18 protein-coding genes are annotated in these 22,101 nt (G+C 50.9%); 10 read left to right on the top strand and 8 right to left on the bottom strand.

Going from position 1 to position 22,101, the window contains the following annotated elements:
- Positions 1–877 (bottom strand): heavy metal translocating P-type ATPase (locus PKX57_RS06915; protein ID WP_472416525.1); only part of this gene is annotated, 877 nt, incomplete at its 3' end.
- Positions 874–1,218 (bottom strand): ArsR/SmtB family transcription factor, encoded by a 345-nt coding sequence (locus PKX57_RS06910; RefSeq protein WP_472416523.1) that lies wholly within the window; start codon positions 1,216–1,218, stop codon positions 874–876. The genes PKX57_RS06910 and PKX57_RS06915, both read right to left, overlap by 4 nt.
- A 127-nt stretch (positions 1,219–1,345) precedes the next feature.
- Here PKX57_RS06910 and PKX57_RS06905 point away from each other — a divergent pair, with 127 nt between their 5' ends.
- Entirely contained in the window at positions 1,346–2,254 is a 909-nt protein-coding gene (locus PKX57_RS06905; RefSeq protein ID WP_472416521.1) for a proline iminopeptidase-family hydrolase, read from the top strand.
- A gap of 245 nt (positions 2,255–2,499) precedes the next feature.
- Here PKX57_RS06905 and PKX57_RS06900 read toward each other — a convergent pair whose 3' ends face one another.
- Together PKX57_RS06900 and PKX57_RS06895 are read right to left on the bottom strand one after the other, a co-directional pair.
- Positions 2,500–4,302, bottom strand: coding sequence for a 5'-nucleotidase C-terminal domain-containing protein (locus PKX57_RS06900; protein WP_472416519.1), 1,803 nt, complete (start codon positions 4,300–4,302; stop codon positions 2,500–2,502).
- A gap of 91 nt (positions 4,303–4,393) precedes the next feature.
- Entirely contained in the window at positions 4,394–4,879 is a 486-nt protein-coding gene (locus PKX57_RS06895; protein ID WP_213923014.1) for a ferritin-like domain-containing protein, read from the bottom strand.
- Positions 4,880–5,183: 304 nt separating this feature from the next.
- On the opposite strand from PKX57_RS06895, the gene PKX57_RS06890 reads away from it, so the two are divergent.
- From PKX57_RS06890 to PKX57_RS06860, 7 genes are all read left to right on the top strand, one after another.
- A complete protein-coding gene (locus PKX57_RS06890) occupies positions 5,184–6,188 on the top strand; it encodes a BMP family ABC transporter substrate-binding protein (protein WP_470745658.1) in 1,005 nt (334 codons plus the stop codon).
- Between the two features lie 51 nt (positions 6,189–6,239).
- Positions 6,240–7,763, top strand: coding sequence for an ATP-binding cassette domain-containing protein (locus PKX57_RS06885; RefSeq protein WP_213921732.1), 1,524 nt, complete (start codon positions 6,240–6,242; stop codon positions 7,761–7,763).
- A gap of 1 nt (position 7,764) precedes the next feature.
- Entirely contained in the window at positions 7,765–8,877 is a 1,113-nt protein-coding gene (locus PKX57_RS06880) for an ABC transporter permease subunit (protein WP_213921733.1), read from the top strand.
- Positions 8,870–9,808, top strand: coding sequence for an ABC transporter permease subunit (locus PKX57_RS06875; RefSeq protein ID WP_213921734.1), 939 nt, complete (start codon positions 8,870–8,872; stop codon positions 9,806–9,808). The genes PKX57_RS06880 and PKX57_RS06875 overlap by 8 nt, the downstream gene beginning before the upstream one ends.
- Positions 9,809–10,065: 257 nt before the next feature.
- On the top strand, positions 10,066–11,037 hold the full coding sequence (locus PKX57_RS06870; protein ID WP_213921735.1) for an ABC transporter substrate binding protein: 972 nt from the start codon (positions 10,066–10,068) through the stop codon (positions 11,035–11,037).
- A gap of 4 nt (positions 11,038–11,041) precedes the next feature.
- Positions 11,042–12,061, top strand: coding sequence for an ABC transporter permease subunit (locus PKX57_RS06865; RefSeq protein WP_213921736.1), 1,020 nt, complete (start codon positions 11,042–11,044; stop codon positions 12,059–12,061).
- Positions 12,034–12,756, top strand: a complete 723-nt coding sequence (locus PKX57_RS06860; RefSeq protein WP_213921737.1) for an ATP-binding cassette domain-containing protein — start codon at positions 12,034–12,036, stop codon at positions 12,754–12,756. The genes PKX57_RS06865 and PKX57_RS06860 overlap by 28 nt, the downstream gene beginning before the upstream one ends.
- Here PKX57_RS06860 and PKX57_RS06855 read toward each other — a convergent pair.
- The 3 genes from PKX57_RS06855 to PKX57_RS06845 form a co-directional block, all read right to left on the bottom strand.
- On the bottom strand, positions 12,748–13,860 hold the full coding sequence (locus tag PKX57_RS06855; protein ID WP_214048297.1) for an FAD-dependent monooxygenase: 1,113 nt from the start codon (positions 13,858–13,860) through the stop codon (positions 12,748–12,750). The genes PKX57_RS06860 and PKX57_RS06855 overlap by 9 nt on opposite strands.
- Positions 13,853–15,013, bottom strand: a complete 1,161-nt coding sequence (locus tag PKX57_RS06850) for an MFS transporter (RefSeq protein WP_214049304.1) — start codon at positions 15,011–15,013, stop codon at positions 13,853–13,855. The genes PKX57_RS06855 and PKX57_RS06850 overlap by 8 nt, the downstream gene beginning before the upstream one ends.
- A 165-nt stretch (positions 15,014–15,178) precedes the next feature.
- Complete coding sequence (locus PKX57_RS06845; RefSeq protein ID WP_472416517.1) at positions 15,179–16,444, bottom strand: hypothetical protein; 1,266 nt, start codon at positions 16,442–16,444, stop codon at positions 15,179–15,181.
- A 405-nt stretch (positions 16,445–16,849) separates the two neighbouring features.
- On the opposite strand from PKX57_RS06845, the gene PKX57_RS06840 reads away from it, so the two are divergent.
- Positions 16,850–18,592 carry a gamma-glutamyltransferase gene (locus PKX57_RS06840; RefSeq protein WP_213919985.1) on the top strand — a complete coding sequence of 581 codons (1,743 nt, stop codon included), beginning with the start codon at positions 16,850–16,852 and terminating at the stop codon, positions 18,590–18,592.
- Between the two features lie 64 nt (positions 18,593–18,656).
- Positions 18,657–19,730, top strand: coding sequence for a succinylglutamate desuccinylase/aspartoacylase family protein (locus PKX57_RS06835; RefSeq protein WP_472416515.1), 1,074 nt, complete (start codon positions 18,657–18,659; stop codon positions 19,728–19,730).
- 560 nt (positions 19,731–20,290) lie between these two features.
- Here the strand turns inward: PKX57_RS06835 and PKX57_RS06830 are convergent.
- Positions 20,291–21,535, bottom strand: a complete 1,245-nt coding sequence (locus PKX57_RS06830) for an HD-GYP domain-containing protein (protein ID WP_472416513.1) — start codon at positions 21,533–21,535, stop codon at positions 20,291–20,293.
- Positions 21,536–22,101: the final 566 nt, after the last annotated feature.

Raw genomic sequence — 22,101 nt, 5'->3', positions numbered from 1 at the left:
TGGATTTTCTGGAAGAGGCCTCTTCGACCATCTGGAGCATTCTGCTGGTGTATGATCGCTCTAGGCTGGCCGTGGCCTCTACCTCTATCAGGCCGGTACTATTGATCGTCCCGGCGACGACTCCGTAACCTTCGCCGGCCTTCACCGGTCTGCTCTCGCCCGTTAGAAGCGAAAGGTCGAGCCAGGTCTCACCGGAAACGATCGAGCCGTCCAGGGGGATCCTCTCACCCGGTTTGACCACGAACCTGTCTCCGGCGACCATAGACGAGGCAGGAACTGCCGCTAACCCCTCTGGCGTAACTCTGTTCACCGTCTCGGCCTTCAGATCGACCAGTGAGGAAATAGATTTTCTCGATCTGGCGAGCGCCATGCCTTCAAGAATCTCTCCGGCGTTGTAGAAAAGCATCACAGCCACGGCCTCCGGCAGCTCGTGGATCAGAAAGGCCCCAACGGTGGCCAGGGTCATGAGAAAGTTTTCATCGAAGAGCCTTCCATGAAGAATATTTCTCCCGGCTTTCAGAAGCACACCGTTTCCAGCCAGTATATAGGCCAGTATGTATATTCCGTACTCGAGCGGTTCGTACCTTCCGTGAAGGTATCGGCCGGTGATCAGTGCGAAGAGATAGACGACGCAAGATAGGAGCAGAATCCCGAATTTTCTCGTAACAGTGGAACCGCCTGAATCCACGGTGATTCCGGCACCCGGTTCGACACTAGATATGATTCTGTTTATCTCTTCTATGTCACCATCTTCGATTATCAGCGATTGTGAGGCAAGATCTATCTTCGCACTGTAACCCATCTTCTTTATCCTGTCCTCAATTTTGGCAGCGCAGACAGGACAGTCAAGTCCCTTGATTCTGTGTTTTGTCTTCAATGCGACTCCTCTTCGAAATGCTCTCTCGCCGTCTTGACGAGTACAAGTATATGTTCGTCGGCCAGCGCGTAGTAAACGGCTTTTCCTTCTCTTCTGCTCCTGACCAGCCTCAATTCCTTCAAAAGCTTAAGATGATGGGAGATCGTGGGCAACGTAAGATTGAGTACCCTGGCCAGGTCACAGGTGCAGAGCTCGGTGATCGACAAGAGATACACGATCCTGGTTCTTGTTTCGTCTCCCAGGACCCTGAACAGCTTTGAAAGCCCGGAGACTTCACTTGCCTTAAGCCTTAAAAAAATCGTATCTGTTTTATTTTCATGTTCATAGCAACAATCAACCATCGGGATCTCTTCCTTTCAATTAGACAGCTGTCTAATCGATTATAGACTTTCTGACCACCGGCCGTCAAGCCGACCGTCACGTTGATCGGTTGTATAATCGTAATGATTGGGAAGGGAGGTAATATCGATGGGTGAAAACGGGAAGAGAGCCGAAGGTTTTGTCGAAGTAAAAGGCGGAAAGATCTGGTACTGCGTCGAGGGGGCGGATAAGAGCGGAATCCCGCTGATAATTCTACATGGAGGCCCCGGCACCCCTCACGATTACCTCGAACCGCTTTCGGCTTTGTCTGACGAAAGGCCGGTTATTTTCTACGATCAACTGGGTTGTGGAAGGTCCGACAGGCCTTCCGATAAAAGTCTCTGGACCGTGGAACATTTCGTCGGCGAATTGAATCTTCTTAAGGAACGTCTTAAACTTGGAAGAGTACACATCCTGGGGCAGTCCTGGGGAACTATCCTGGCCTGCGAATACTACTTCTTCAAACCTGAAGAGGTAGTCAGCATGGTACTATCCGGACCGGCTATGAGCATTCCACAATTCGAAAAGGACGTTAGAAAACTGCTTGCCTTCCTGCCTAAAGAAAGGCAAAACGCCATACACAGAGCCGAAGCAAGCGGTCGCTTCGACTCTCGGGAATACGCCGATGCGATGAGGACCTTTTACAACCGCCATGTCTGCCGTCTCGATCCGTGGCCGGATTGCTTGAACAGGACTCTCGAAGGGATGGGCACGGCCGTTTATGAATACATGTACGGACCGAGCGAGTTCACGGTCACGGGCACGCTTAGAAATTACAGTTGTGTTCATAGACTGGGGGAGATAGAGGTTCCGGTCCTCCTGACATGTGGCAGATTCGACGAGGCGACGCCCTCGACGATAGAGCTTTACCGTAGGGAGATAGTCAACTGTGAAATGAAAATTATCGAAGACGCTTCCCACGAACACCACCTGGAGAAGCCCGAAGAATACATGGAGACCGTTAGAAGCTTTTTGAAAAAAGTCGAGAGTCATGGACCGAGAAAATACTTCGAATGAAGGTAGCTACGCCGACCGGGAAAGACGCTTGAAGATTCTGACTTACAAAATCAGGGGTTATCACGGTTCAGGAAAAGCATCAAAAAACATATCCAGGCTGTAAGGTGATAATCCTTCCGGCGTTTTTTCCAAGGATCTCGAACTCATGAAAACTAGCGGATAAATTTTGCCGGCCTTTGCCATTCCTCAATTAGCTGAGATATAAAAAAGGGCGGGTCTCTCCGCCCTTTTTTATTTTTGAGAGCTCACATCACCGGCACTTCTTCGAGCGTGGGTCTATAGATAATGATCTTAGTACCGGCGGGGATCCTCTCGACCCTTTTCAAATCGGGGTTGTATTTCATGATCTCGGAGGCGTCTATTCCGTACATTTCCGAGATCGTTCTTAGCGTTTCATTCCAGCCGACCGTGTGGATGAGACCGGTTCCAACCGACCAGTTGCGATCGAGAGTTGCGCTAACGGCAACTCTTTCAAGTACGTAATCGGCGATTATCTCGGAGACTTCGAGCATTACCTCTCTCACGACCGGTTTGCCCTGGAACATAGTGTATCCGCCACCGCCACCGGCACGGTAGTTGTTCAGGACCACTTCGTATTCGCCGTCCATATCCAGAGGTCTTCCCATGTAACGGACGCTCAATACTCTCTCTCCGACGGGCCTGTCTGCGGCTACTATATACTCTATGCCTTCCCAAATGTCGTAGTTGTAATGGAGCGGCTTGGGATTGATCCAGCTGTCTGTGACCACTATCTCGCCGTCTTCATAGGTGAAGTACTCGGCGCTCTTTTCGAGAGCGGCCTTGATATCTGCGCCGGTGACCTTTATCACCTTTAAAGTGTTCGGATAGATATAAACGGCGTTTATATCCCTTATCGTTATTGGTCCGGTCTTCCATCCCTTTATATCGTTAGTGAAGAGCGCAACGGAAGATATCGGCGCACCCGTTACGAAGCTCTGGACCCTGTTCACGAACTCGATCAAAGAGTTATCGGCCAGTCTGGCGACGAACGGGTCGTCGATGTAGAAGTCGCCTATCGCTATACCGACAGGCTGGTCAAGCCATTTCTGTACACGGTCTTCAAAGCTCTGGAACATTGCCATTAATGCAGAATCAGCCTCGTAACCGGCCATAGAAACCTGGACAATGCTTCTATCCACTATTTCCCATTTCCCATTATTCTTTTCTAGTACGAGATCTATCTTACCTGCGACCTTTCCCCAGTTGGAAGGCTGAGAGATCACAGTGCCATCGATAACCTCGGCGATAGTCCTGTGCTGGTGGCCGGTGAGAAGTACATCGATGCCTTTCACTTCCTTGAGAATCTGGTAACCGACGTTTTCTCCAAGCAATTCCTCGGTCGGCGCACCGGTCTTCAGATCTCTCTCGAAGCCGCCGTGATAGGCAACCACCAGAACATCTACCTTTTCCCTGAGCTGGGGAACGTATTCTAAAGCGGTTGACACAGGATCCAGGAAGTTCAGCCCGGCTATGTGTTTGGGTTCCTCCCAGTTGGGGATGAAGCTCGTCGTAAGACCGAGAACCCCGACCCTGATTGTGTCGCCTTCAAAGGGCACTTCCACGATTACGTATGGTGCGAAAGCCGCCTCACCGCTGCTTTCGAAGACTATGTTGGCGCTCAACATCGGGAAACCGGCTTCACCGATGGCCCTTTCGAGTATAGAGGGACCGTAGTTGAATTCGTGATTTCCTATCACGCTTGCGATGAAACCCATATGGTTCAATGCCGCTATCATGGGATTTTCGCCAGAGTTATCCACTTTCGCATAGTAATATGCCAGCGGCGTACCCTGAATCAGATCTCCCGTATCTATGGCGAGTGTGTTGGGATTGCTCTTTCTCATTTCGCTCAGAAACGCCGATATCTTCGCCAGACCGACAGCCGAAAACTTACCGGTCGCGTAATCCACCGGGAAGATATTACCGTGGATATCACTGGTATGAATTATAGATAGATTTACTTGCGTAGCGAAGACCAGAACGGCTAAAGATATCACCACAAACATCGCCAGAAAAAGCTTGCGCATTGTTACCCCCTCCTCTCAGTTGAACTCGTTGATCGCTCGCTCTGCAAAAAACGGGGATGTCGCCCGTACGACATCCCCCGGTGTTTATTTTTTATCTCTCTCCCAATTTGGCGTCGATCATCATTATTCCGTTGGTGTGATCGCCCACTTTTTTGAGCAGTTTGACGATATCCCTGAAGTTTCTCTCTTCCTCGACCTGTTCTGTAACGTACCACTGCAGGAAATCGTTAGTGGCGTAATCGCCTTCTTCGTCGGAAACGGTCACGAGGTTGTGAATCCTAGATGTGATGTACTTCTCGTGTTCGAGGCCCTTCTCGAAAATATCCAGCAGAGATTTGAACTCTCCTTCGGGCTTTTCGAGCCCGGGTATCTCTATGGTTCCATCCACATCCTTTAGGTACCCAACAAATTTCATTGCGTGTTCTTCCTCTTCCTTGGCCTGCTTCCACATGAAATTCGCCGTTCCGAAATACGCGTTCTTGTGAGCCCAGGCCGCCATGGCCATATAGATGAAGGCCGATTCGTACTCGGCCTTTATCTGTGCGTTCAGTTCCTTCTCCATTCTCGTCGTTATCATAGACTGGACCTCCTTAGTTATTGTGGTGTGTTCTTCCAGAATATTTTACCACCGGTACAATGCCAGTCAAAGAATGGATATGACTGTTAAACAAGCGGTAGTATAATATTTCTGTACCTCCGCTCGTATGTCTTGAGCGCAGCGGGTGGAGGTGTTTTTTGTTGAAGAGACGCTCTTTCAAATTTTGGATAAGCGATAGTGTAAGGGTATAATTCTTACGTCGGAAGAACCAACTTCTCGCAAAGGGGGTAAGACAGTGAAAAGATTCCTGCTCATTCTCACGCTCTTGTTAGTTACTACCGCGATGCTGGCCGCTCCGCTCAGGGTTGCCTTCATCTACGTTGCGCCGATCGGCGATGGTGGCTGGAGCTTCATGCACAACCAGGGCAGACTGTATCTGGAGAAAGTCTTCGGTAGCGATATTGTCACTGACTTCATTGAAAACGTACCAGAGGGTGCCGAGGGTGAAAGCGTTTTCAGAGGCTACGCTCAAAGAGGTTACGATCTCGTTTTCGGGACCAGTTTCGGCTACATGGACAGCATGGTGAAGGTCTCCAAGTCCTTCCCGAAAACCACTTTCATGCATTGTTCCGGTTACCAGGTTACAGATAACCTGGGTACCTACTTCGGGAGAATGTACGAACCGAGGTTCCTCAGCGGTCTTGTGGCCGGTGCGATGACCAAGACCAACATAATCGGTTATGTCGCCGCCTTCCCGATTCCCGAAGTTATAAGGGGAATAAACGCCTTCGCGATGGGTGTTCAGTACGTAAATCCACAGGCGAAGGTACACGTGGTCTGGTCCAACACCTGGTTCGATCCGGCAAGAGAAAAGGAAGCCGCGGTATCGCTGCTCGATATAGGGGCCGACGTGATCGCACAGCATCAGGATTCTCCGGCACCGCAACAGGCGGCCGAGGACAGGGGCGTTTATTCGATCGGTTACAACAGCGACATGAGCGCCTTCGCTCCGAAAGCCTTCCTCGCGGCACCGGTCTGGAACTGGGGTCCCTACTACGAAAAAATCGTGAGAAGCGTCATGGATGGTACCTGGACCAACGCGCAGTACTGGGGCGGTATAAATGACGGAGCCGTCGATATCGTTCTCAGCGACCTTGTTCCCAGCGGTGTTGCCAAGCTCGTGATGTCCATGAGAAATGCAATCGTCAAAGGCGATATGCATCCCTTCGTCGGACCTATCTACGACCAGGCCGGCAATCTGAAGTACGCCGAAGGCGAAATACCTTCCGACGGCGATCTTCTCAGCATGGACTGGTTCATAAACAACGTAGTAGGTAAGATACAGTGATCTCCCGGGGGCCGTCAGGCCCCCTTATTTCCTCTTGCTGGAGTGATTTCTTTGGAAGACTTTCCCGTTCTTGAGATGAAACATATTTCCAAATCCTTTCCGGGTGTCATGGCCAACGACGACATATCTCTGCAGTTGAAGAAGGGAGAGGTACACGCTCTCCTGGGAGAAAACGGCGCCGGCAAGACTACCTTGATGAATATTCTTTTCGGAATCTATCACGCCGACCGGGGCGAAGTTTTCATAAACAACGGCAAAGTATCAATAACCTCGCCCAGTCACGCGCTCAAATACGGTATCGGCATGGTTCAACAGCACTTCACCCTGGTGCCGTCGTTCACGGTGGCCGAAAACGTGGTTCTAGGTTTGAAGGATTTCGGGTTTGTCATAAAGACGAAAACGGTAGAATCGAAAATAAAGGAACTTTCGGAGGCCTACGGACTTCCGGTGAATCCACGCGCGCGGGTCTGGACTCTTTCGGTCGGGGAGAGGCAGCGAATCGAAATCCTGAAGCTGCTGTACACGGGTGCCGGCATAATCATACTCGACGAGCCGACGGCCGTTCTAACCCCACAGGAGAGCGATATGCTTTTCAAAGCCATAAGGAAGCTAGTCAGCGAAGGTTCCTCGGTGATTTTCATAAGCCACAAGCTAGACGAAGTGCTCGCGATAAGCGACAGGATAACCGTCTTGCGTGGCGGTAAAGTTGTCGGTACGGTCGAGAGAGAAAAGATAGACCGGCGCGGTCTGGTTAGAATGATGGTCGGCAGAGATGTGCTCCTCGACCAGGAGAAACCGGTGGTGGAAACTGGTAGAGCTATTCTCAAGATAGAGAATCTCAACGTCAAAAACGACAAAGATCTCATGTCGGTCAGGGATCTCAGCCTGGAGATCAGATCGGGTGAGATTCTCGGAATAGCCGGTGTTGCCGGCAACGGTCAGCGAGAATTGGCCGAAGCCATCTATGGTCTGAGAAAGAAAGTTTCCGGAAGGATAGAACTCGACGGGCACGAGTTGAGACAGGGTAACGTGGCCGAAAGGATCAGAGCCGGCCTCAGTTTTATCCCCCAGGACAGGAAAACCATGGCGACATGTCCTAACCTGTCGGTGATGAGCAATCTATTCATGAAGAACTCGATCTGCGAACTGGTACATTGCTCCCCGTGGAAACTCGACGGCAGGCGGATGCACTCGAAGGCCGACGAATTGATCGGCGAGTTCTCTATATCGACGCCCTCGGCTAAAACCGAGGTCAGGTATCTTTCCGGCGGGAATTTGCAGAAGGTCGTTCTGGCCAGAGAGCTCTCGAACGAACCAAAAGTCATAATCGCAGAACACCCCACCAGAGGTCTGGATATCGGCGCGATGGAGTTCGTTTACAAGTCCCTTCTCTCGCAGAAGGAAAGGGGAGCGGCCATACTACTTCTAGCCGGAGAGCTGTACGAGATCTTCAGACTTTCCGATAGGGTGGCGGTGATCTATGAAGGACAGATTATGGGCTACACTCCGCCTGACCCTTCATATATCGAAGAGATAGGCTTCATGATGGCCGGCGCAAGGCAGGAGGATCACTGAGATGAAGATCAGAATAGAGAAGAGACTCGAGATACCCCGATACGCCGGGATTATCGTGCCGGTTATATCAGTGGCGGTAGCCCTGCTGATTATGGGAATTATACTCCTGGTTTTCTTCGTGGGCCGCCTGGGAAATCTTTCATCGGCCTTCAGGGAAACTGTAGAGGCTTACAAAGAGATGCTTACGTGGCCTTTCGCGAACAGGTATGGACTGTTCAGCACATTCATGAGGATGGTACCCTTGGCCTTTGTGGCGCTCGGCCTATCCTTTGCCTACAGGATGAAGATCTGGAACATAGGCGGCGAAGGGCAGCTTTACATGGGCGCTATGGTTTCTACATGGGGTGCTCTTTTCCTTTTCAAAGACGTGAAATCACCTTTGATCATGATTGTCCTGCTTTCGATCGTCGGCGCCGCTGCGGGGGCGGCCTGGGCGTTGATACCGGCGCTCATGAAGGCCTTCGCACGAACGGACGAGATAGTCGTGACTCTCATGTTGAACTATGTGGCCATCTTCTGGGTCGATTACCTCGTGTACGGCCCGTGGAAAGACCCGAAAGGGTACGGCTTCCCCGGAACGGCGCCCTTCCCCGACCAGGCCAGGCTTCCCTCCTTTTTCGACGACGAGTTCCATATAGGGGTCTTCATAGCTCTGGCTGTCGCTGTACTGCTTCAATACATATACAGGAAGACCGGCTGGGGTTTCAATTCTCAAATCGTCGGCGACAACCTGCTGGCCGCAAGATATTCGGGGATAAATGTCAGGAACTACACTATAATCGCCCTTGTTGTCAGCGGCGCGATAGCCGGTCTTGGAGGTGCGGTGCAGATGATGGGTGTTCAGCACAGACTGCAACACGGATTTTCGCCAGGCTACGGTTATACGGCCATAATAGTTGCCTGGCTTGCCAAGTTGAATCCTCTCGCCATACTGCTGGTCTCATTTCTCTTTGGAGGTCTGCTCGTCGGTAACGACCAGCTGCAGATGTTCTACAAACTTCCAATGGCTCTCATCTCCGTCTTTCAGGGCCTGGTGCTCTTCTGCCTGCTTGGCGGAGAGGCCGTGTCCAAATACAGGCTTGCGATCGTAAAGGAGGTGCCGGAAAATGAATGATCTACCCTCCTTCGTAATATCCACTCTACAGGCGACTGTGAGGGCGGGAACCCCCCTTCTTTTCGCCGTTCTCGGTACGATCTTCACCGAGAGATCGGGAGTAATGAATCTCGGGCTTGAAGGGCTGATGCTGGTCGGAGCCATAGGCGGGTTTATGGCATCCTACAACACATCGAGCCTCGTCGCAGCCGTTCTGGTAGCCATGCTGGCCGGGGCCGTGCTCGGACTTATTCATGCTTTTTTCACGGTCACGCTCAAGATCAACCAGATCGTGAGCGGACTCGCTATAACTATGCTCGGCACCGGAATCAGCGGCCTCTGGGGCAAGGACTACATAGGAGTTATAGCCAGAAGATTCAATCCCATAAAGATTCCCCTGCTGTCGGACATACCCTACATCGGCAGGATATTTTTCGAGCACGATATGCTGGTTTATATAAGCTTCGTGCTCGTCCCGGTCATGTGGTTCGTGATCTACAAAACCAGGGCCGGCATGACGCTCAGAGCGGTAGGAGAATCGCCGGACGCCGCAGACGCAAAGGGAATCAACGTTTTCGCGGTCAGGTATCTCTTCACGATTCTAGGAGCCTCCATCACGGCGATCGGCGGCGCTTATCTCTCGCTAGCCTACAACTCGATGTGGATAGAGAACATGACGGCCGGGAGGGGGTGGATTGCCATTGCACTCGTGCTGTTTGCCACGTGGGATCCCTTCAAGGCTCTGATAGGTGCCTATCTCTTCGGTGGAATAACTGCCCTGGGGCTGAGGCTCCAGGCCATCGGTGCCCATATCTCCCCGGATTTCTTGAAGATGCTACCTTACTTGCTCACGATAGCCGTTCTCTTCTTCACCTCGACCGACGCTCTCAAAAGAAAGGTCGGTGCCCCCGCTTCTCTGGGCGTACCTTACTCGAGGGAAGAAAGAACGTAACGAAAAAAATAATTTTATGTACTGCCTTGACCCGTAACATTGTTTTGTGGTATAAAATATCAAACGAAGTTTTTGGAGGTAAACAGTGATGATTCGGGCAACCCTGGTAAGCTTTGCATACGCTTATTGGTTTAGGAGGAACGTCCTTTCTACGGACTCCTCCAGTGTGTGCTTGAGTTAAAATACACGAAGGAGAATAGAGAGAGAGGACGTTGAGAAACGTCCTCTCTCTCTTTTTATATCAGGAGGGATGTAGAATGAAGCGGGTTCTTGTATGTGTGGTACTACTTTTAGGTGTTCTTGGATTATCGTTGCAAACGGTGGCAATCACGGCGATTGTGGAACATCCGGCTCTGGATTCAGTCAGGGAGGGAATCATCGATGTTCTGGCCGAAAACGGCTTCAAAGACGGGGAGAACATCAAGATCGATTTCCAGAACGCTCAGGGTTCGGTTTCTACGGCAGTAACGATCGCGAAGCAGTTTATCTCTCTGAACCCTGCGGTGATGATAGGAATAGCGACACCTTCCGCCCAGGCTCTGGTAAACGCAACAAAAACGATCCCCGTTGTCTTCAGCGCGGTGACTGACCCAGTAAGTGCAAACCTCGTACCTTCCTTCGGAAAAAACCCCGGCAACGTAGTAGGAATTAGCGATATGACCCCCGTAAAGACACAGATTCAACTCTTGAAACTCGCCATTCCCGACGTCAAAACGATCGGCGTCATCTACAACTCAGGCGAGGCCAACTCGGTAACCATCAGGCAGTTCGCAAAAGAGGCCTGTGATGCCCTCGGATTGAACCTCATAGATATAACCGGCTCTACGACCGTCGAAATGGTGGCTTCTCTCAACGCCCAGATAAGAGATGTGGACGCCATATACATAGGGACCGACAACACGGCCGCATCCAGTATGGAGTCGATTTCCACCGTCGCCCTCAGGGAAAAGGTCGCCATAGTAGCCGCCGATATCGATATTGCAAGAACCGGGGGACTGATCGGTTTTGGTTTCAACTACTACCAGATAGGCAGATCTACCGGAGATCTCGTGGTTCAGATCCTGAACGGCGTAAGCCCGTCGGAACTCGAGACCAAAATACTCGGACAGGAATCACTGATACTTTTCGTCAATACAGACATAGCCGAACAGCTCGCAATAAACCTTCCTCAGTCAATACTGGACAGGGCAGACCTTGTAGTTGAAGACGGCGTAGAAAAAACAAGGTGATCTGATGGCGATATTGGAACAGGGACTGATTATTGGCCTCATGGCCCTGGGAGTCTATATCTCTTTCAGAATAGTTGATCTTCCCGACCTGACGACGGACGGCTCTTTCGCCCTCGGAGCCGCCGTCGCTGTTAGAGCTGTGGTTGCCGGAATACCCGCCTGGTTAGCGATTACACTGGCGGCTATGTTCGGAGCGGTGGCCGGAAGCGTAACGGGAACGATACACAGGAAATTCAAGGTCAACGTTCTGCTGGCCGGAATCTTAGTCATGACAATGCTTTACTCGGTAAATCTCAGGGTTATGGGAGGTCCTAATCTCCCCGTTCCAAGAGTGGTGGCGGAAAAGAGTACACAGAGTTTCGAAGAGATGAGTGGCGGCACCGGTCTTGATGATCTGTTCGGAGAGTTAGAAGTCAAAACTCAGGAACGCGCCCTCAAGACCGGTTCTGTTGTCAAAAATATCTTCAACAACGATCTGGACGGCTCCGATCTGCTTCTCATAATACTCATAATATCGGCCGTGATAATACTGCTGACGACAATTCTCAGATCCGATCCGGGAATGGTGCTGAGGGCCTTTGGCAGCAACCCGTCGGGGATAGTCGCTTTCGGCGTTTCCCAGGATACCCTCGCCGTAGTCGGCCTGACGATATCCAACTTCATCGTTGGACTGAGCGGCGGACTTTTCGCCCTGTACAGCGGGTTCTCCGATGCGACGATCGGTCAGGGAATGGTCGTAACGGGACTGGCGTCGGTGATTATGGGAGAGATCCTTCTGGGAAGAGTCAAGCTTTTCTACGGTCTTCTCTCGCCTATAATCGGCGGAGTGATATACCAGACACTTCTCTCGCTGGCGATGAGGTATGGTTACAGGATCGGATTCCTGGCCAGCGATATGAAGCTTCTGACTGCCGTATTCATAATAGTTGTAATAGGTCTGCGTCAGATATCCACGGCCAATGGAAAGAGGAAAGTGAAACTGGAGGTGAAAAAATTATGGTCGAATTCAAAAATCTCACAGTGACATACAACCAGGGACTGGAAAACCAGAAGATTGCTCTGGAAGAAGTGAATATGAAGATACTCGAAGGCCAGTTCATAACGATAGTCGGACCCAACGGGGCCGGAAAATCGACGCTCCTCAAAGTCATACTCGGCGAGGTAAAACCGACGGAAGGTCTCTACATGATAGACGGTAAAGTGATGAACAACATGAAACCACACAGGTTAGCCTGTTTCATAGGGAGAGTCTATCAGGACCCGAACACCGGCATCTTTCCGGCTCTGACCATAGCGGAGAACCTCATAATCGCCTCGAAAAAGGGCGGGCGCTCCATGAAGTTCAGCAAAGTTAAGGAAGAGGCCATTTCACTCCTCGCGAACCTGGGGCTTGGACTGGAAACACGCCTCAAGACTAAGGCCGGAGAGCTTTCCGGAGGCCAGAAACAGTCGCTGGCAATGGTAATGGCGATCCTTTCAAGGCCGAGACTGCTCCTGCTGGACGAACATACGGCCGCTCTGGATCCCGTCAGCGCGCAGAAGGTTATGGAGCTGACCCAGAGGATAAACAGAGAGTACGATGTCACGATAGTGATGATAACCCATAACATGGAGTTTGCAAACGCCTACGGCGAAAGGCTTTTGAGGTTGATCGACGGAAGAGTAGCCCAGGACGGCGTCAGGGACCTCAAGGTGAGGGCCGTCGCCGCGCTATGTTGATCTATGGCGTATTCCTCCTGTAAAGAAGCTCTTGAGGACCATAAGAGATAAATTTCCCGCGTACCGGGAAATGTAATTCACGAAAAGTCTGGCGGAACGCCTGCTCTTGAGAAGAAGAACATTTCCCTGAAGGTTGGCGTGAAATCGTCTTCTAAAGGCATCTGCAACCTGGAGATGCCTCACGATCGGGTACAACCTCTCCAGATATCTCTGACCGGCGGTCTTCCCTTTGATCCCGTCCTCCACGATAGACAGGGCGGCCTGCCTTCCGGAATCGAGGGCGAAATCTATCCCCTCTCCCGTCCAGTTATCCACCAGACCCGCGCTGTCCCCTGCAAAGAAAAGCCCCTCGAAAGCCCTGTTCAATTCGAGAACCTTCTCCGTGTTGAAGAGCGGCATAGGAGTGCCCATAAGCTCTACGTCTTCATCGAAGGTCTTTTTTACCAGCGTCGCCATCTCTTCGTAAGCCAGAATGTTCGGCGCATCCGGATAGACGCCGCCGCCGATCGAGTCGAAGGATTCTCCGGGAAACTTCCAGAGATACCCATCCTGTATAAAGGTTATGGAGGCGTTTCCCGTCGGTGAGCTGTAACCGTGGTAGATTATCCCGTATTCGGGAGGTTCCAGATTGACCAGTTTCGCTCCGAACACACCTCCGGCAACGATAACGAACTTGCTTTCGATCTCGAGGTTTTCGCCTTTGACTAGAAAACCGCAGTCAGTTTTTTCGATCTCTCTGACTCTGGAAACGACGAAATCACCTTCTCTCTCGATCACCGATTTGAGAAGAGAGTGATCGAACTCCTTGCGATCCACCGTGAAAAACAGAGGACGCTTCGACATATACGTCACCATATCTCTGGCCACACCCTCGTCTATGCTTCTGAAAGAGAGCTCTCTCGTTTCGAAGCCTTCGGGTTCGATCTCCGGGAAGATCTCTCCTAGAACTCTAATTGAGCGTGGAGTCAGACCACCTCCACAGCCCTTGTAACGGGGAAAGGTTTTCGAATCGAAAAGAGTGAAATCGATACCCTCCCTGCCGAGAATCCTGGCGGCGGCCAAACCGGCCGGTCCGGCGCCAACCACGGTAACCGTTCTAGTCATTGGTCTTCACCCTCAATCTCATTATCATCAGCGCCACAACCATCTCGAACGCTATCAGTACTAGTATGAATATTATACCGGCATACATGCCGAAGATCTGGCCCAGGAGGCCTACCAGATAATTGGCCATGGCCCCGCCGAGCGAAGAGGCAACCGTAAAAAGACCAAGTGCAAAGGCTATTCCGTTCTTCATACGCGATATCAGAATGGCCTGCAGGGTTGGAAAGGTACCGGAAAAACCGAATCCGGCGAAGATTACGGCCACGCCGATCCACACCGCGGACTTCATCAACAGCGCTGCGCCAAAAGACAGAAACGAGATGACCGTCATAAACAAGAGGGAGAGCTCATACCCTAGTTTTTCGACTACAAAGCCCGCAACCAGTCGCCCGACCAGGATACCGCTCCAGAGAAGCGCCGGAAAGATACTGGCGTACCTCATCTCTATGCCTTTCGACTCGAACACGAAACTCGAAAGCCAGGAAGTAAAACCTATCTCGTAGGCTACATACAGAAAAACTCCGGCCAGGATTAGCCAGAAGATCTTCTGCGAAAATAGTTCCTTTTTGTAGCGCGAGATCTTTTCATCCGTTCCCGTATAAGGAATCCTGTACAGCATCGGCGTGAAAAAGAGTAGAGGAACGGCCGCGAAGAGGGCAACGAAGAAGGGCTTCCACCAGGAATTGTAATCTACGAGAAAAGCGGCGACGATGAATGGAGAAATGATCGAACCGACGGCGAACAGTGAATGCATTAGATTCAAAGCGCTTCCCGGTTTCCGGTACTTCAGACCGGAGACCCCGATACCGATCGAAGTCTCAGTGGCGCCGGTCCCGAAGCTCAGAGCCATGCTACCGATGAGTAACAGCCAGAAACTTCTTCCGATCGAGAGCAGAACAAGCGAGCCGGCAATGAAAGAAATACCCATCGTAAGCAACTTGAACGGCCCCACACGGTTAGAAAGAGTGCTCACCAAGATCGCCGAAAACATGAACGCAATAGTCGGAAGCGAAAGCAGAATTCCAGCGATCTGGTGATCTATGCCGAAACTCTTCTCAATAGCCGGGAGTGCGCTTCCGAGTATTATCGAAGTGAAACCGAATAAAAAAAACGCGTACGACGAAATCGAGCTGAAAACCCTCTTGATATCCATGATTGAATTCTATCACGTCGCTGCAATTGATGACATACAAGCCAGTGGCAGAAGTTTCCCACATGAACTCGAAAAAGAGAGAGCGAGTGGAGCTATAACCCTGGAGCCGTATTCGATTAAGCTATCTCATTCGGGCGAAAAGGTCCTCTTCCGGATAGTCCGTTTTTATTCCTTGATTCTCCATACGTGGACGATCGTTCTTTCGCTTTCTCCAGAAGGGCTCTCGCGTCCGGGTTCGAAGACGTAGAAGAGGCGATTTGCACGATCGTAGCAGCAGGCCCCCAGATGGTATTTCTCCTGTTTTCCGTGAACGTAATAGAGCACGTCGTCAACGTTCAGATGGGCGTATGGCTGCACCTGATAGGGTTCCAGCACTCCCTGCGCCACTTTGGCCAGATCCGACGTATCGTAGAAGAGAAACCAGCCTTCGAAGTAGAGGCTCCACCAGCCGCGGAGATAGGGAAACTCACAGTCGTCCATGCATTCTCGCAGAGTATCGCCGTACCATGCTTCGCTCATTCCTTTGGTACCAACGAAGACCACCGCAGATCTGTCGCCTGCAGTGAGCCAGGCTCCTCCGGTCCATTCGTCCGAATGGGCGTAACCGTTCATCTGGTACCATGGTTCGGGTTCTCCCTCGAAGTAATCGGAGTATTTGATCAGAACAACCGACTGGAGAGTCGTTCCGTCGGGAGGTGGGTTACCCTGATTCCAGGGGCCGATAGCCGCCAGCGTAGGCCCGAAACCAGACCATCCGCCATCCCGGTACCGTCCCGTCGCCAGACGCATTCCAGGTGTGTAGAGATCGGCCCATTCAGAAGGGATCGCGAAAAGGTAGTCGTTCCCGTTGTACGAATTGATCCCTTCTATCCTCCAGGCTCCGGCCGGGCGGGGATCATCCAGATCGGTCTCGCACCACATATGCGTATAGAAGTATTCGTCCTGGAAATGCGCACCCCAGCAGAGATACAGTTTCCTGGAACTCTGTGCTCCCTGCGGCTCCAGTATTTCGAGTCCCACGCGGGGCATCTCTTCGGCCCAGGCGAAGAGTCCGTCCTTGACATCGGCAAACGGCTGGAGGGTACGGGCAGTGTTGAGGTCCGAAATGCTCCTGGTGGGTGAGATCACCGGGACTGGTATATCTATTTCCGAGACAAGGTTCCAGACATCGTGGCCCGTACCGTAGATGGAGCCGGGAAAGCCGTCCTTCTTCCCTTTCGGATCGCCCGACGGGTCGTAGGTCATAGACATGCCTCCCCACTCCCAGCTTTCTGCATCCGGTGTCCCGTCTATCCACTGCGGCACCAGAAAGGCACCCAGATACTCGAAATCTTCGGGCATTATCCGTCCAGTGGCGACGGCAGTGTCCGTAAAGCACAGAAAAACTGCTGTAACCAGTAGCGTGAAGAGAACTCTCTTTAAATCTTTCATGCCATTTTCCCTCCTTCACTTGAACGAGAGCTTTTGACGGTGAATTCTTCAACGAAAGCACGAGAGTTCGTCAGGTAGTTTTGATTAACCGGCAGCGGAAAGTGGAATACGACCAATTATAGACCATAAAGAACCATGGAGGGTGGTGAGTGGTGGTGAGTAAGAACCGAGAGAAAGAGCATCGAGAGTTCGCTTCGCTCACGAGAAGGCGAGAGCGAAAATAGGAACTGACGATGCTCCACACGCCTCTTACTCTCTCTTCTCTCTCTCCTCATCTCGCTCTTTCCGAGGACGGCTCTTCGCTCTTTCGCTGTATAATTGATTCAACAGCCGGAACCCGTCGAACCGCTTTTCTTGTTCAACCATCGCTTAATTGCGGTGAGCAACTCATTTGGGAGGTTTTGTATGAAAAGAATTGTTCTTACTTTCTTCTGTCTTTTATTGTTGGTGGGAATTGGCTTTTCAGTAATTACCGCGAGTGTCGGAAAGCTGCAGGCTTCAAATACCGGTATGGTCGCGGCCGGAAACCCGTACGCCGCCGCTGCCGGTGCCGAGATTCTCGAGAAAGGTGGAAACGCTATCGATGCGGCGATCGCCGTCAGTCTAGCGCTGGGGGTCGTTGAACCCTACGCTTCGGGAATCGGTGGAGAGGGTTACGCTGTCGTTTCCTTCAACGGAGAAAAGATCGCCGTCGACTTCAGGAGCTCGGCACCGGGACTTGCCTCTATTGCCACCGCGGCTGAGCTTGGTTTGAAGGCTTCCGATTTCAGGACCGGGCCGTTGAGCATCTGTACGCCGGGTGTTCTGGCCGGCATCATCGAACTCTGGCTTTATGGAGGCTCTCTCCCATTCGCAGAATTGATCGCACCTGCGATAAGGCTCGCGAGCGAAGGCTTTGAAGTCAACTACACATTCGCCTCATCGTGTGGTGGTAGCTACGATGTCCTGCTCGAAAACGCCCCCGGTTTCCTGAAAGAAGGTCTTTTCGCCTGGGAAGCCGGTGACATAGCCACCAATCCTGAACTGGCGGAAACCTACAAGTATCTGGCGGAGAACGGTCCGCAGGCCTTCTACAATGGAACGCTTGCCGACAAGATCGATGCTCTGATGCAGTCCAGGGGCGGCCTGCTGAGGAAGAGCGACCTCGTCAATTACAGGGCGCTTGTAAAAACGCCGCTTCACGGTACTTACAGAGAATACGACCTATTCGTTCCTGGCATACCGGTCGGGGGTCCCTATTTGCTGGAGACTCTGAACATACTCGAGCATTTCAACCTCTCCGCGTTCGCCTGGGACGATCCGCTGGTGATGAACATCATCAATCAGGCGCTCACGTTCGCGATGATCGATTTGCTCTCCTACAGCGGTGACCCGGCGTATGTTTACGTGCCGGTAGAAACCCTGATCAGCAAAGAATACTCCAAAACCAGGTTCATGAACATCGATCTTAACCAGGCTCTCGACAGCGCCCTTTACTACACCGACTATATCGGCAAACCCCATCTCTTCGAAGAGACCGACTCTTACGTCGAAGCTCTGCTAGCTGAAGCAGGAGTCATAGAGTTGGTACCTTCTACCGCCGATGTCGGCCAGGATACGACGCATTTCGCCGTTATCGACAGAAATGGAAACGCCGTTGCATGGACACAGACTCTGTCAGGCTTCTTCGGTTCGGGCGTCTACCTTGACGGTTTCTTCATAAACAACGAAATGGGAAACTTCACCCTCGACGAGACTTCAAGGGGCCTCGTTCCGGGCAAGAGACCGGTTACCACGATCTGCCCGACGATAATCGAGAAGGACGGAAAAGTCGTGTACCTGATTGGAACACCGGGTGGATATTACATACAGTCCACCATAACAAATGTCATCGTTGACCTGATAGACTTTGGAATGACTCTCGACGAGGCCCAGATGACACCCAAGCTCATCGGATCTCCTAATTACCCGGAATTCAGAATGGAAACGGGCTTCCCCGAATCCTCGAGGCTTTTCCTGGAGAAGATAATGGGCCACAAGGTGAGAGAATTCCAGTTCCCCTACCGCTCTTTCGGCTCTCTAAACCTTATCCAGGTACAGCCCGACGGGCTCATGATAGGAATAGGAGCTTTCAGGAGAGAAGGAGGGGCATCGGCGCCGGAGTTTTAAGTTTTTGGAGAGTTGGAGCACTTAACCTGACGAGAGTTTCGGCTATGAACGGAGGTACTGCGCAATGAAAAAATTACTTGTAATACTGCTGATCCTTATGGGAACGTCGCTTTCGCTGGCGGCTTTCTTCAGGCCAGATATCCGGCCGGGTTACGGGGTCACGGAAACGAAGTGGCTCTCCTATTACTTCGAACCGCTAGAAGGTACCAACATGGACACGGTTGTCTACTTCATGGACAGCGGGAAAGCCGGGCCGACCTTCCTTCTGATGGGTGGCACACACGCCATGGAGATCGCGGGCACAGTAGCGGCGACTATATTCATAGAAAACGCGATAGTCGAGCGCGGCAGGGTGATCGTAATTCCCTTCAGCAACAGCAGCGGGGCTTCTATCGCCACGGTTTTCTATCCCAATCAGCCTGATCACTTTTTGCAAATACAGTCTAAGAGCGGGCCACGCTTCCTCGTCTATGGCGACAGGAACACAGATGTCAACGACCAGGGCCGGCCCGATCCGGAAGTGTATCTCCACTATCCTTCGGGTCAAGAATTACCCGGTTACGAGTCGAGAAACCTGAACCGCAATTACCCGGGACGGCCCGACGGAACTCCGACCGAGAAGCTCGCCTTCGCAATAATGGAGCTCATAAAGAAGGAGAAGGTCGATTTCAACCTGGATATGCACGAGAGCGACACGCCGGACAATTACGACATCGTCAATGGAGTGAAAGTGCCCGGCGGCAGACTGGCCTACATGCTGGTATGTCACCAGAGAGGTATGGAGATCGGGGCTCTGGCAACTATGGAGATAGAGTTCAACTACGGAGTCTCGCTGAAACTGGAAGAATCGAACATCCAGTTCAGGGGACTAAGCCATAGAGAGATTGGCGATGCCACTGGGAGCATCTCTTTTCTGGTGGAATCTCCCAACCCCGGGTTCGACTTCATATGGCGCGAAAACCCCGACACGCTCTACGACGAAAAATATCCGCTAAAGCACAGAGTGGGAATGCACCTGGCGACCGTTGAGGCGCTGGTGAACAGCTACAACATGATGTTCGGCACCGATCTGGCCTACTCGAACATTCCCAACTACAACGATCTGATGCAAAAAGGATTCGAAGCGTACCTGAACTGACGAGATAAAAGCCGTCAGTGCGGGCGTTTCAACAACGAAAACAAACCGGAGGATCGTGTGCAAGTTGTCCTCCGGTTTTTGTAATCTGTCGTTGCGAAAAGTCGTTCTCCACCAACCGTCCGCCGTTGTATGCAGACCTCCGGAAGCGTTACAAGTGGTCCTTGAAAAGAGGGGAGAGCATCATGAGCCTTTCTCCTGCTGTTCCTATCGACCGACGGTTCTTTGTTAATTCAAATGTATTAGTTGAGACTTGAGTTTCCACAACGATTTGTAGTATCATTACTCATTAGCTCGCGAGGGAGTTGTCTGGCGAATCGGTTATACGAGTGTTTTTGAAGGCCAATTTCACCTAAATCCTCCTTATAGTTAGTGATTAATGCAGTAGATACCTCCATGATTCATTTTTTCCCTGTTTTTTATCGAATTCCCTCGCGTTTCTTCTCTTTCTTCTCGGCTTTATATAAGTATTATCCCGTCTTTGGCATCTATCAATGCCCATCATTATTTGTATGTGAATCGTTAATCAGATTCAAAAAACGTACGGCATTGAGAAAGCTACTCTAAACAACTTTTACCCAGGTGTCTCCGCTAGCTCCTCTATCACTCAATTCCTTTTCCAGTTCCGGTAGCGCCTTGCACAGTTCGGACACTATCTCCTGGTCCAGCGGCATCTCTGTCATCATCTCGGCCGCTTGTGGGAAGGAATAAGCCTCCCTGTATGGTCTGTTGGCCGTGAGAGCTTCGAATACATCGGCAACCGCGAGAATCTTCACTTCAAAGGGAATCTCTTCCCCTTTCAGTCCTAGAGGGTATCCTGAACCGTCTTCTCTTTCATGGTGCATGTATGCGTAAGGTATGTATTTTCCAAGATACTTGAACTGCTCGAGCAATCTCTTCCCGCGCTCAGGGTGACTCAACATTACTTCCCATTCTATTTCGTTCAAAGGACCGCGCTTTCTGAGAATGCTTGTCGAGATCCCCATCTTTCCTATATCGTGAAGCTTGGCACCGTTTACAAGCTCGACGAGCTTCTTCTTCTTGAGCTTAAGTCTCTTTCCGAGAGCTTCGGCAATTATGGCCACATTTTTCGAATGAAATGTTGTGTATGGGTCCTGCATCTCCCACATATAGACTGTAGTCTGCAGACCCTGGGTCTGATGATACCTGGAAAACGCGATCGCGAGAACTTCCATCATGAGGAGGACTCCAATTAATCCAGATGCAAAGGCGTGAAACACCAGCCAGTTGTATAGGTCGTAACCCTTTATATCGACATGAAGACCATATGCGAATAATTCGTCCCCTTTATTTGAAAAGCTTATTCTGTCGGCCATGGAAAGGCTTTCAAGAACTAGACGTTTGTCTATTGAAACCATTACTACAAATCTTTCAGTAGTATTGTCCGCCAGGCTGTCCCTCACGTTCGTATAGGCATAAAGCTCTTCATTTGCCACGAACAACTCGTAGTCCTTAGCGGCCGAGAATTCCTTCGGTCTCTCAATTACATTTATGGATCTCACAGGAGAAATGTCGTTGAGTATTTCTTCAAACATACTGTCGATGAACTCATAGTTTTCAGTTTCAAATGCATTGAACATAGCATTCCATTGAAAATAACCGATGGACAGAGTTGTTAGAAGAGCGTCAACGGCCTTCTGGTAGATGTCCGAATAAACCCTTTGGGTGTATGCGACTGTTTCGGACTGGAAAACATGAAACGGCAAGAACATGAGCGAGAACATAATGAGAAAGACAACGAAGACTAATTTGGGTCCGGCGAACCTCAGTTCCGAAAATCCTTTCATAAAACTCCTCCTAATCCCACTCTCCCAGATCACTTCTGTTTCATTCTATTGGTTAAATCAAAAATATTATACTAATTACTATATCATACGAATATTCAATTCTAGCGTTGCCTGTAAGATCCATAGCCTCATCTGGATTGTAAAAAGTAACTTATCAAGGAATAGATAATTTGTTTTTTTGCGTAACATACTGCAGAAAGATTTTGCATCGCTTTCTTCTTGGAGGAATAGGCAATGCGATAGAGGTTAGAGACGACAACCCACCCAGCTAAGTCAAGAATGTCCAGTAGGAGACAAACCCGAAAGCTGATACACTTCATCGACAGGAGCGTGCCGCCACCTCTCTCAGGGGGACTCAAGATCGGAAGCATCAGGAGCTGACCAGATAGGAGACTGGCCGCACGAATTGGTACTGGCAAAGTCAAAATCTTCGCCAATTGCATATGGCTGCCGCAGTCGACTGGATATTGCTTTAAGTCTTCTACATAATGAAAAATCTCCCTTTCGGGAGATCCTTCACGGGAATTTGAGTACATCACAAGGTTTCGACAGTGGCAGCCCCACGG

Origin of the sequence: Mesotoga sp. (assembly GCF_035363035.1) — a bacterium.
In the GTDB taxonomy this organism is placed as follows: Bacteria; Thermotogota; Thermotogae; order Petrotogales; family Kosmotogaceae; genus Mesotoga.
Note: the sequence above shows the minus strand (reverse complement) of the source record. Positions and strands in the feature narration are given on the sequence as shown.

Excerpts from the sequence above, each read along its gene's own strand:
- PKX57_RS06880 (WP_213921733.1), top strand. The coding sequence starts at position 7,765 with ATGAAGATCAGAATAGAGAAGAGACTCGAGATACCCCGATACGCCGGG.
- PKX57_RS06850 (WP_214049304.1), bottom strand. The coding sequence starts at position 15,013 with ATGGATATCAAGAGGGTTTTCAGCTCGATTTCGTCGTACGCGTTTTTT.
- PKX57_RS06905 (WP_472416521.1), top strand. The coding sequence starts at position 1,346 with ATGGGTGAAAACGGGAAGAGAGCCGAAGGTTTTGTCGAAGTAAAAGGC.
- PKX57_RS06900 (WP_472416519.1), bottom strand. The coding sequence starts at position 4,302 with ATGCGCAAGCTTTTTCTGGCGATGTTTGTGGTGATATCTTTAGCCGTT.
- PKX57_RS06855 (WP_214048297.1), bottom strand. The coding sequence starts at position 13,860 with ATGACTAGAACGGTTACCGTGGTTGGCGCCGGACCGGCCGGTTTGGCC.
- PKX57_RS06870 (WP_213921735.1), top strand. The coding sequence starts at position 10,066 with ATGAAGCGGGTTCTTGTATGTGTGGTACTACTTTTAGGTGTTCTTGGA.
- PKX57_RS06860 (WP_213921737.1), top strand. The coding sequence starts at position 12,034 with ATGGTCGAATTCAAAAATCTCACAGTGACATACAACCAGGGACTGGAA.
- PKX57_RS06890 (WP_470745658.1), top strand. The coding sequence starts at position 5,184 with ATGCTGGCCGCTCCGCTCAGGGTTGCCTTCATCTACGTTGCGCCGATC.
- PKX57_RS06830 (WP_472416513.1), bottom strand. The coding sequence starts at position 21,535 with ATGAAAGGATTTTCGGAACTGAGGTTCGCCGGACCCAAATTAGTCTTC.
- PKX57_RS06845 (WP_472416517.1), bottom strand. The coding sequence starts at position 16,444 with ATGAAAGATTTAAAGAGAGTTCTCTTCACGCTACTGGTTACAGCAGTT.
- PKX57_RS06895 (WP_213923014.1), bottom strand. The coding sequence starts at position 4,879 with ATGATAACGACGAGAATGGAGAAGGAACTGAACGCACAGATAAAGGCC.
- PKX57_RS06835 (WP_472416515.1), top strand. The coding sequence starts at position 18,657 with ATGAAAAAATTACTTGTAATACTGCTGATCCTTATGGGAACGTCGCTT.
- PKX57_RS06865 (WP_213921736.1), top strand. The coding sequence starts at position 11,042 with ATGGCGATATTGGAACAGGGACTGATTATTGGCCTCATGGCCCTGGGA.
- PKX57_RS06840 (WP_213919985.1), top strand. The coding sequence starts at position 16,850 with ATGAAAAGAATTGTTCTTACTTTCTTCTGTCTTTTATTGTTGGTGGGA.
- PKX57_RS06910 (WP_472416523.1), bottom strand. The coding sequence starts at position 1,218 with ATGGTTGATTGTTGCTATGAACATGAAAATAAAACAGATACGATTTTT.
- PKX57_RS06875 (WP_213921734.1), top strand. The coding sequence starts at position 8,870 with ATGAATGATCTACCCTCCTTCGTAATATCCACTCTACAGGCGACTGTG.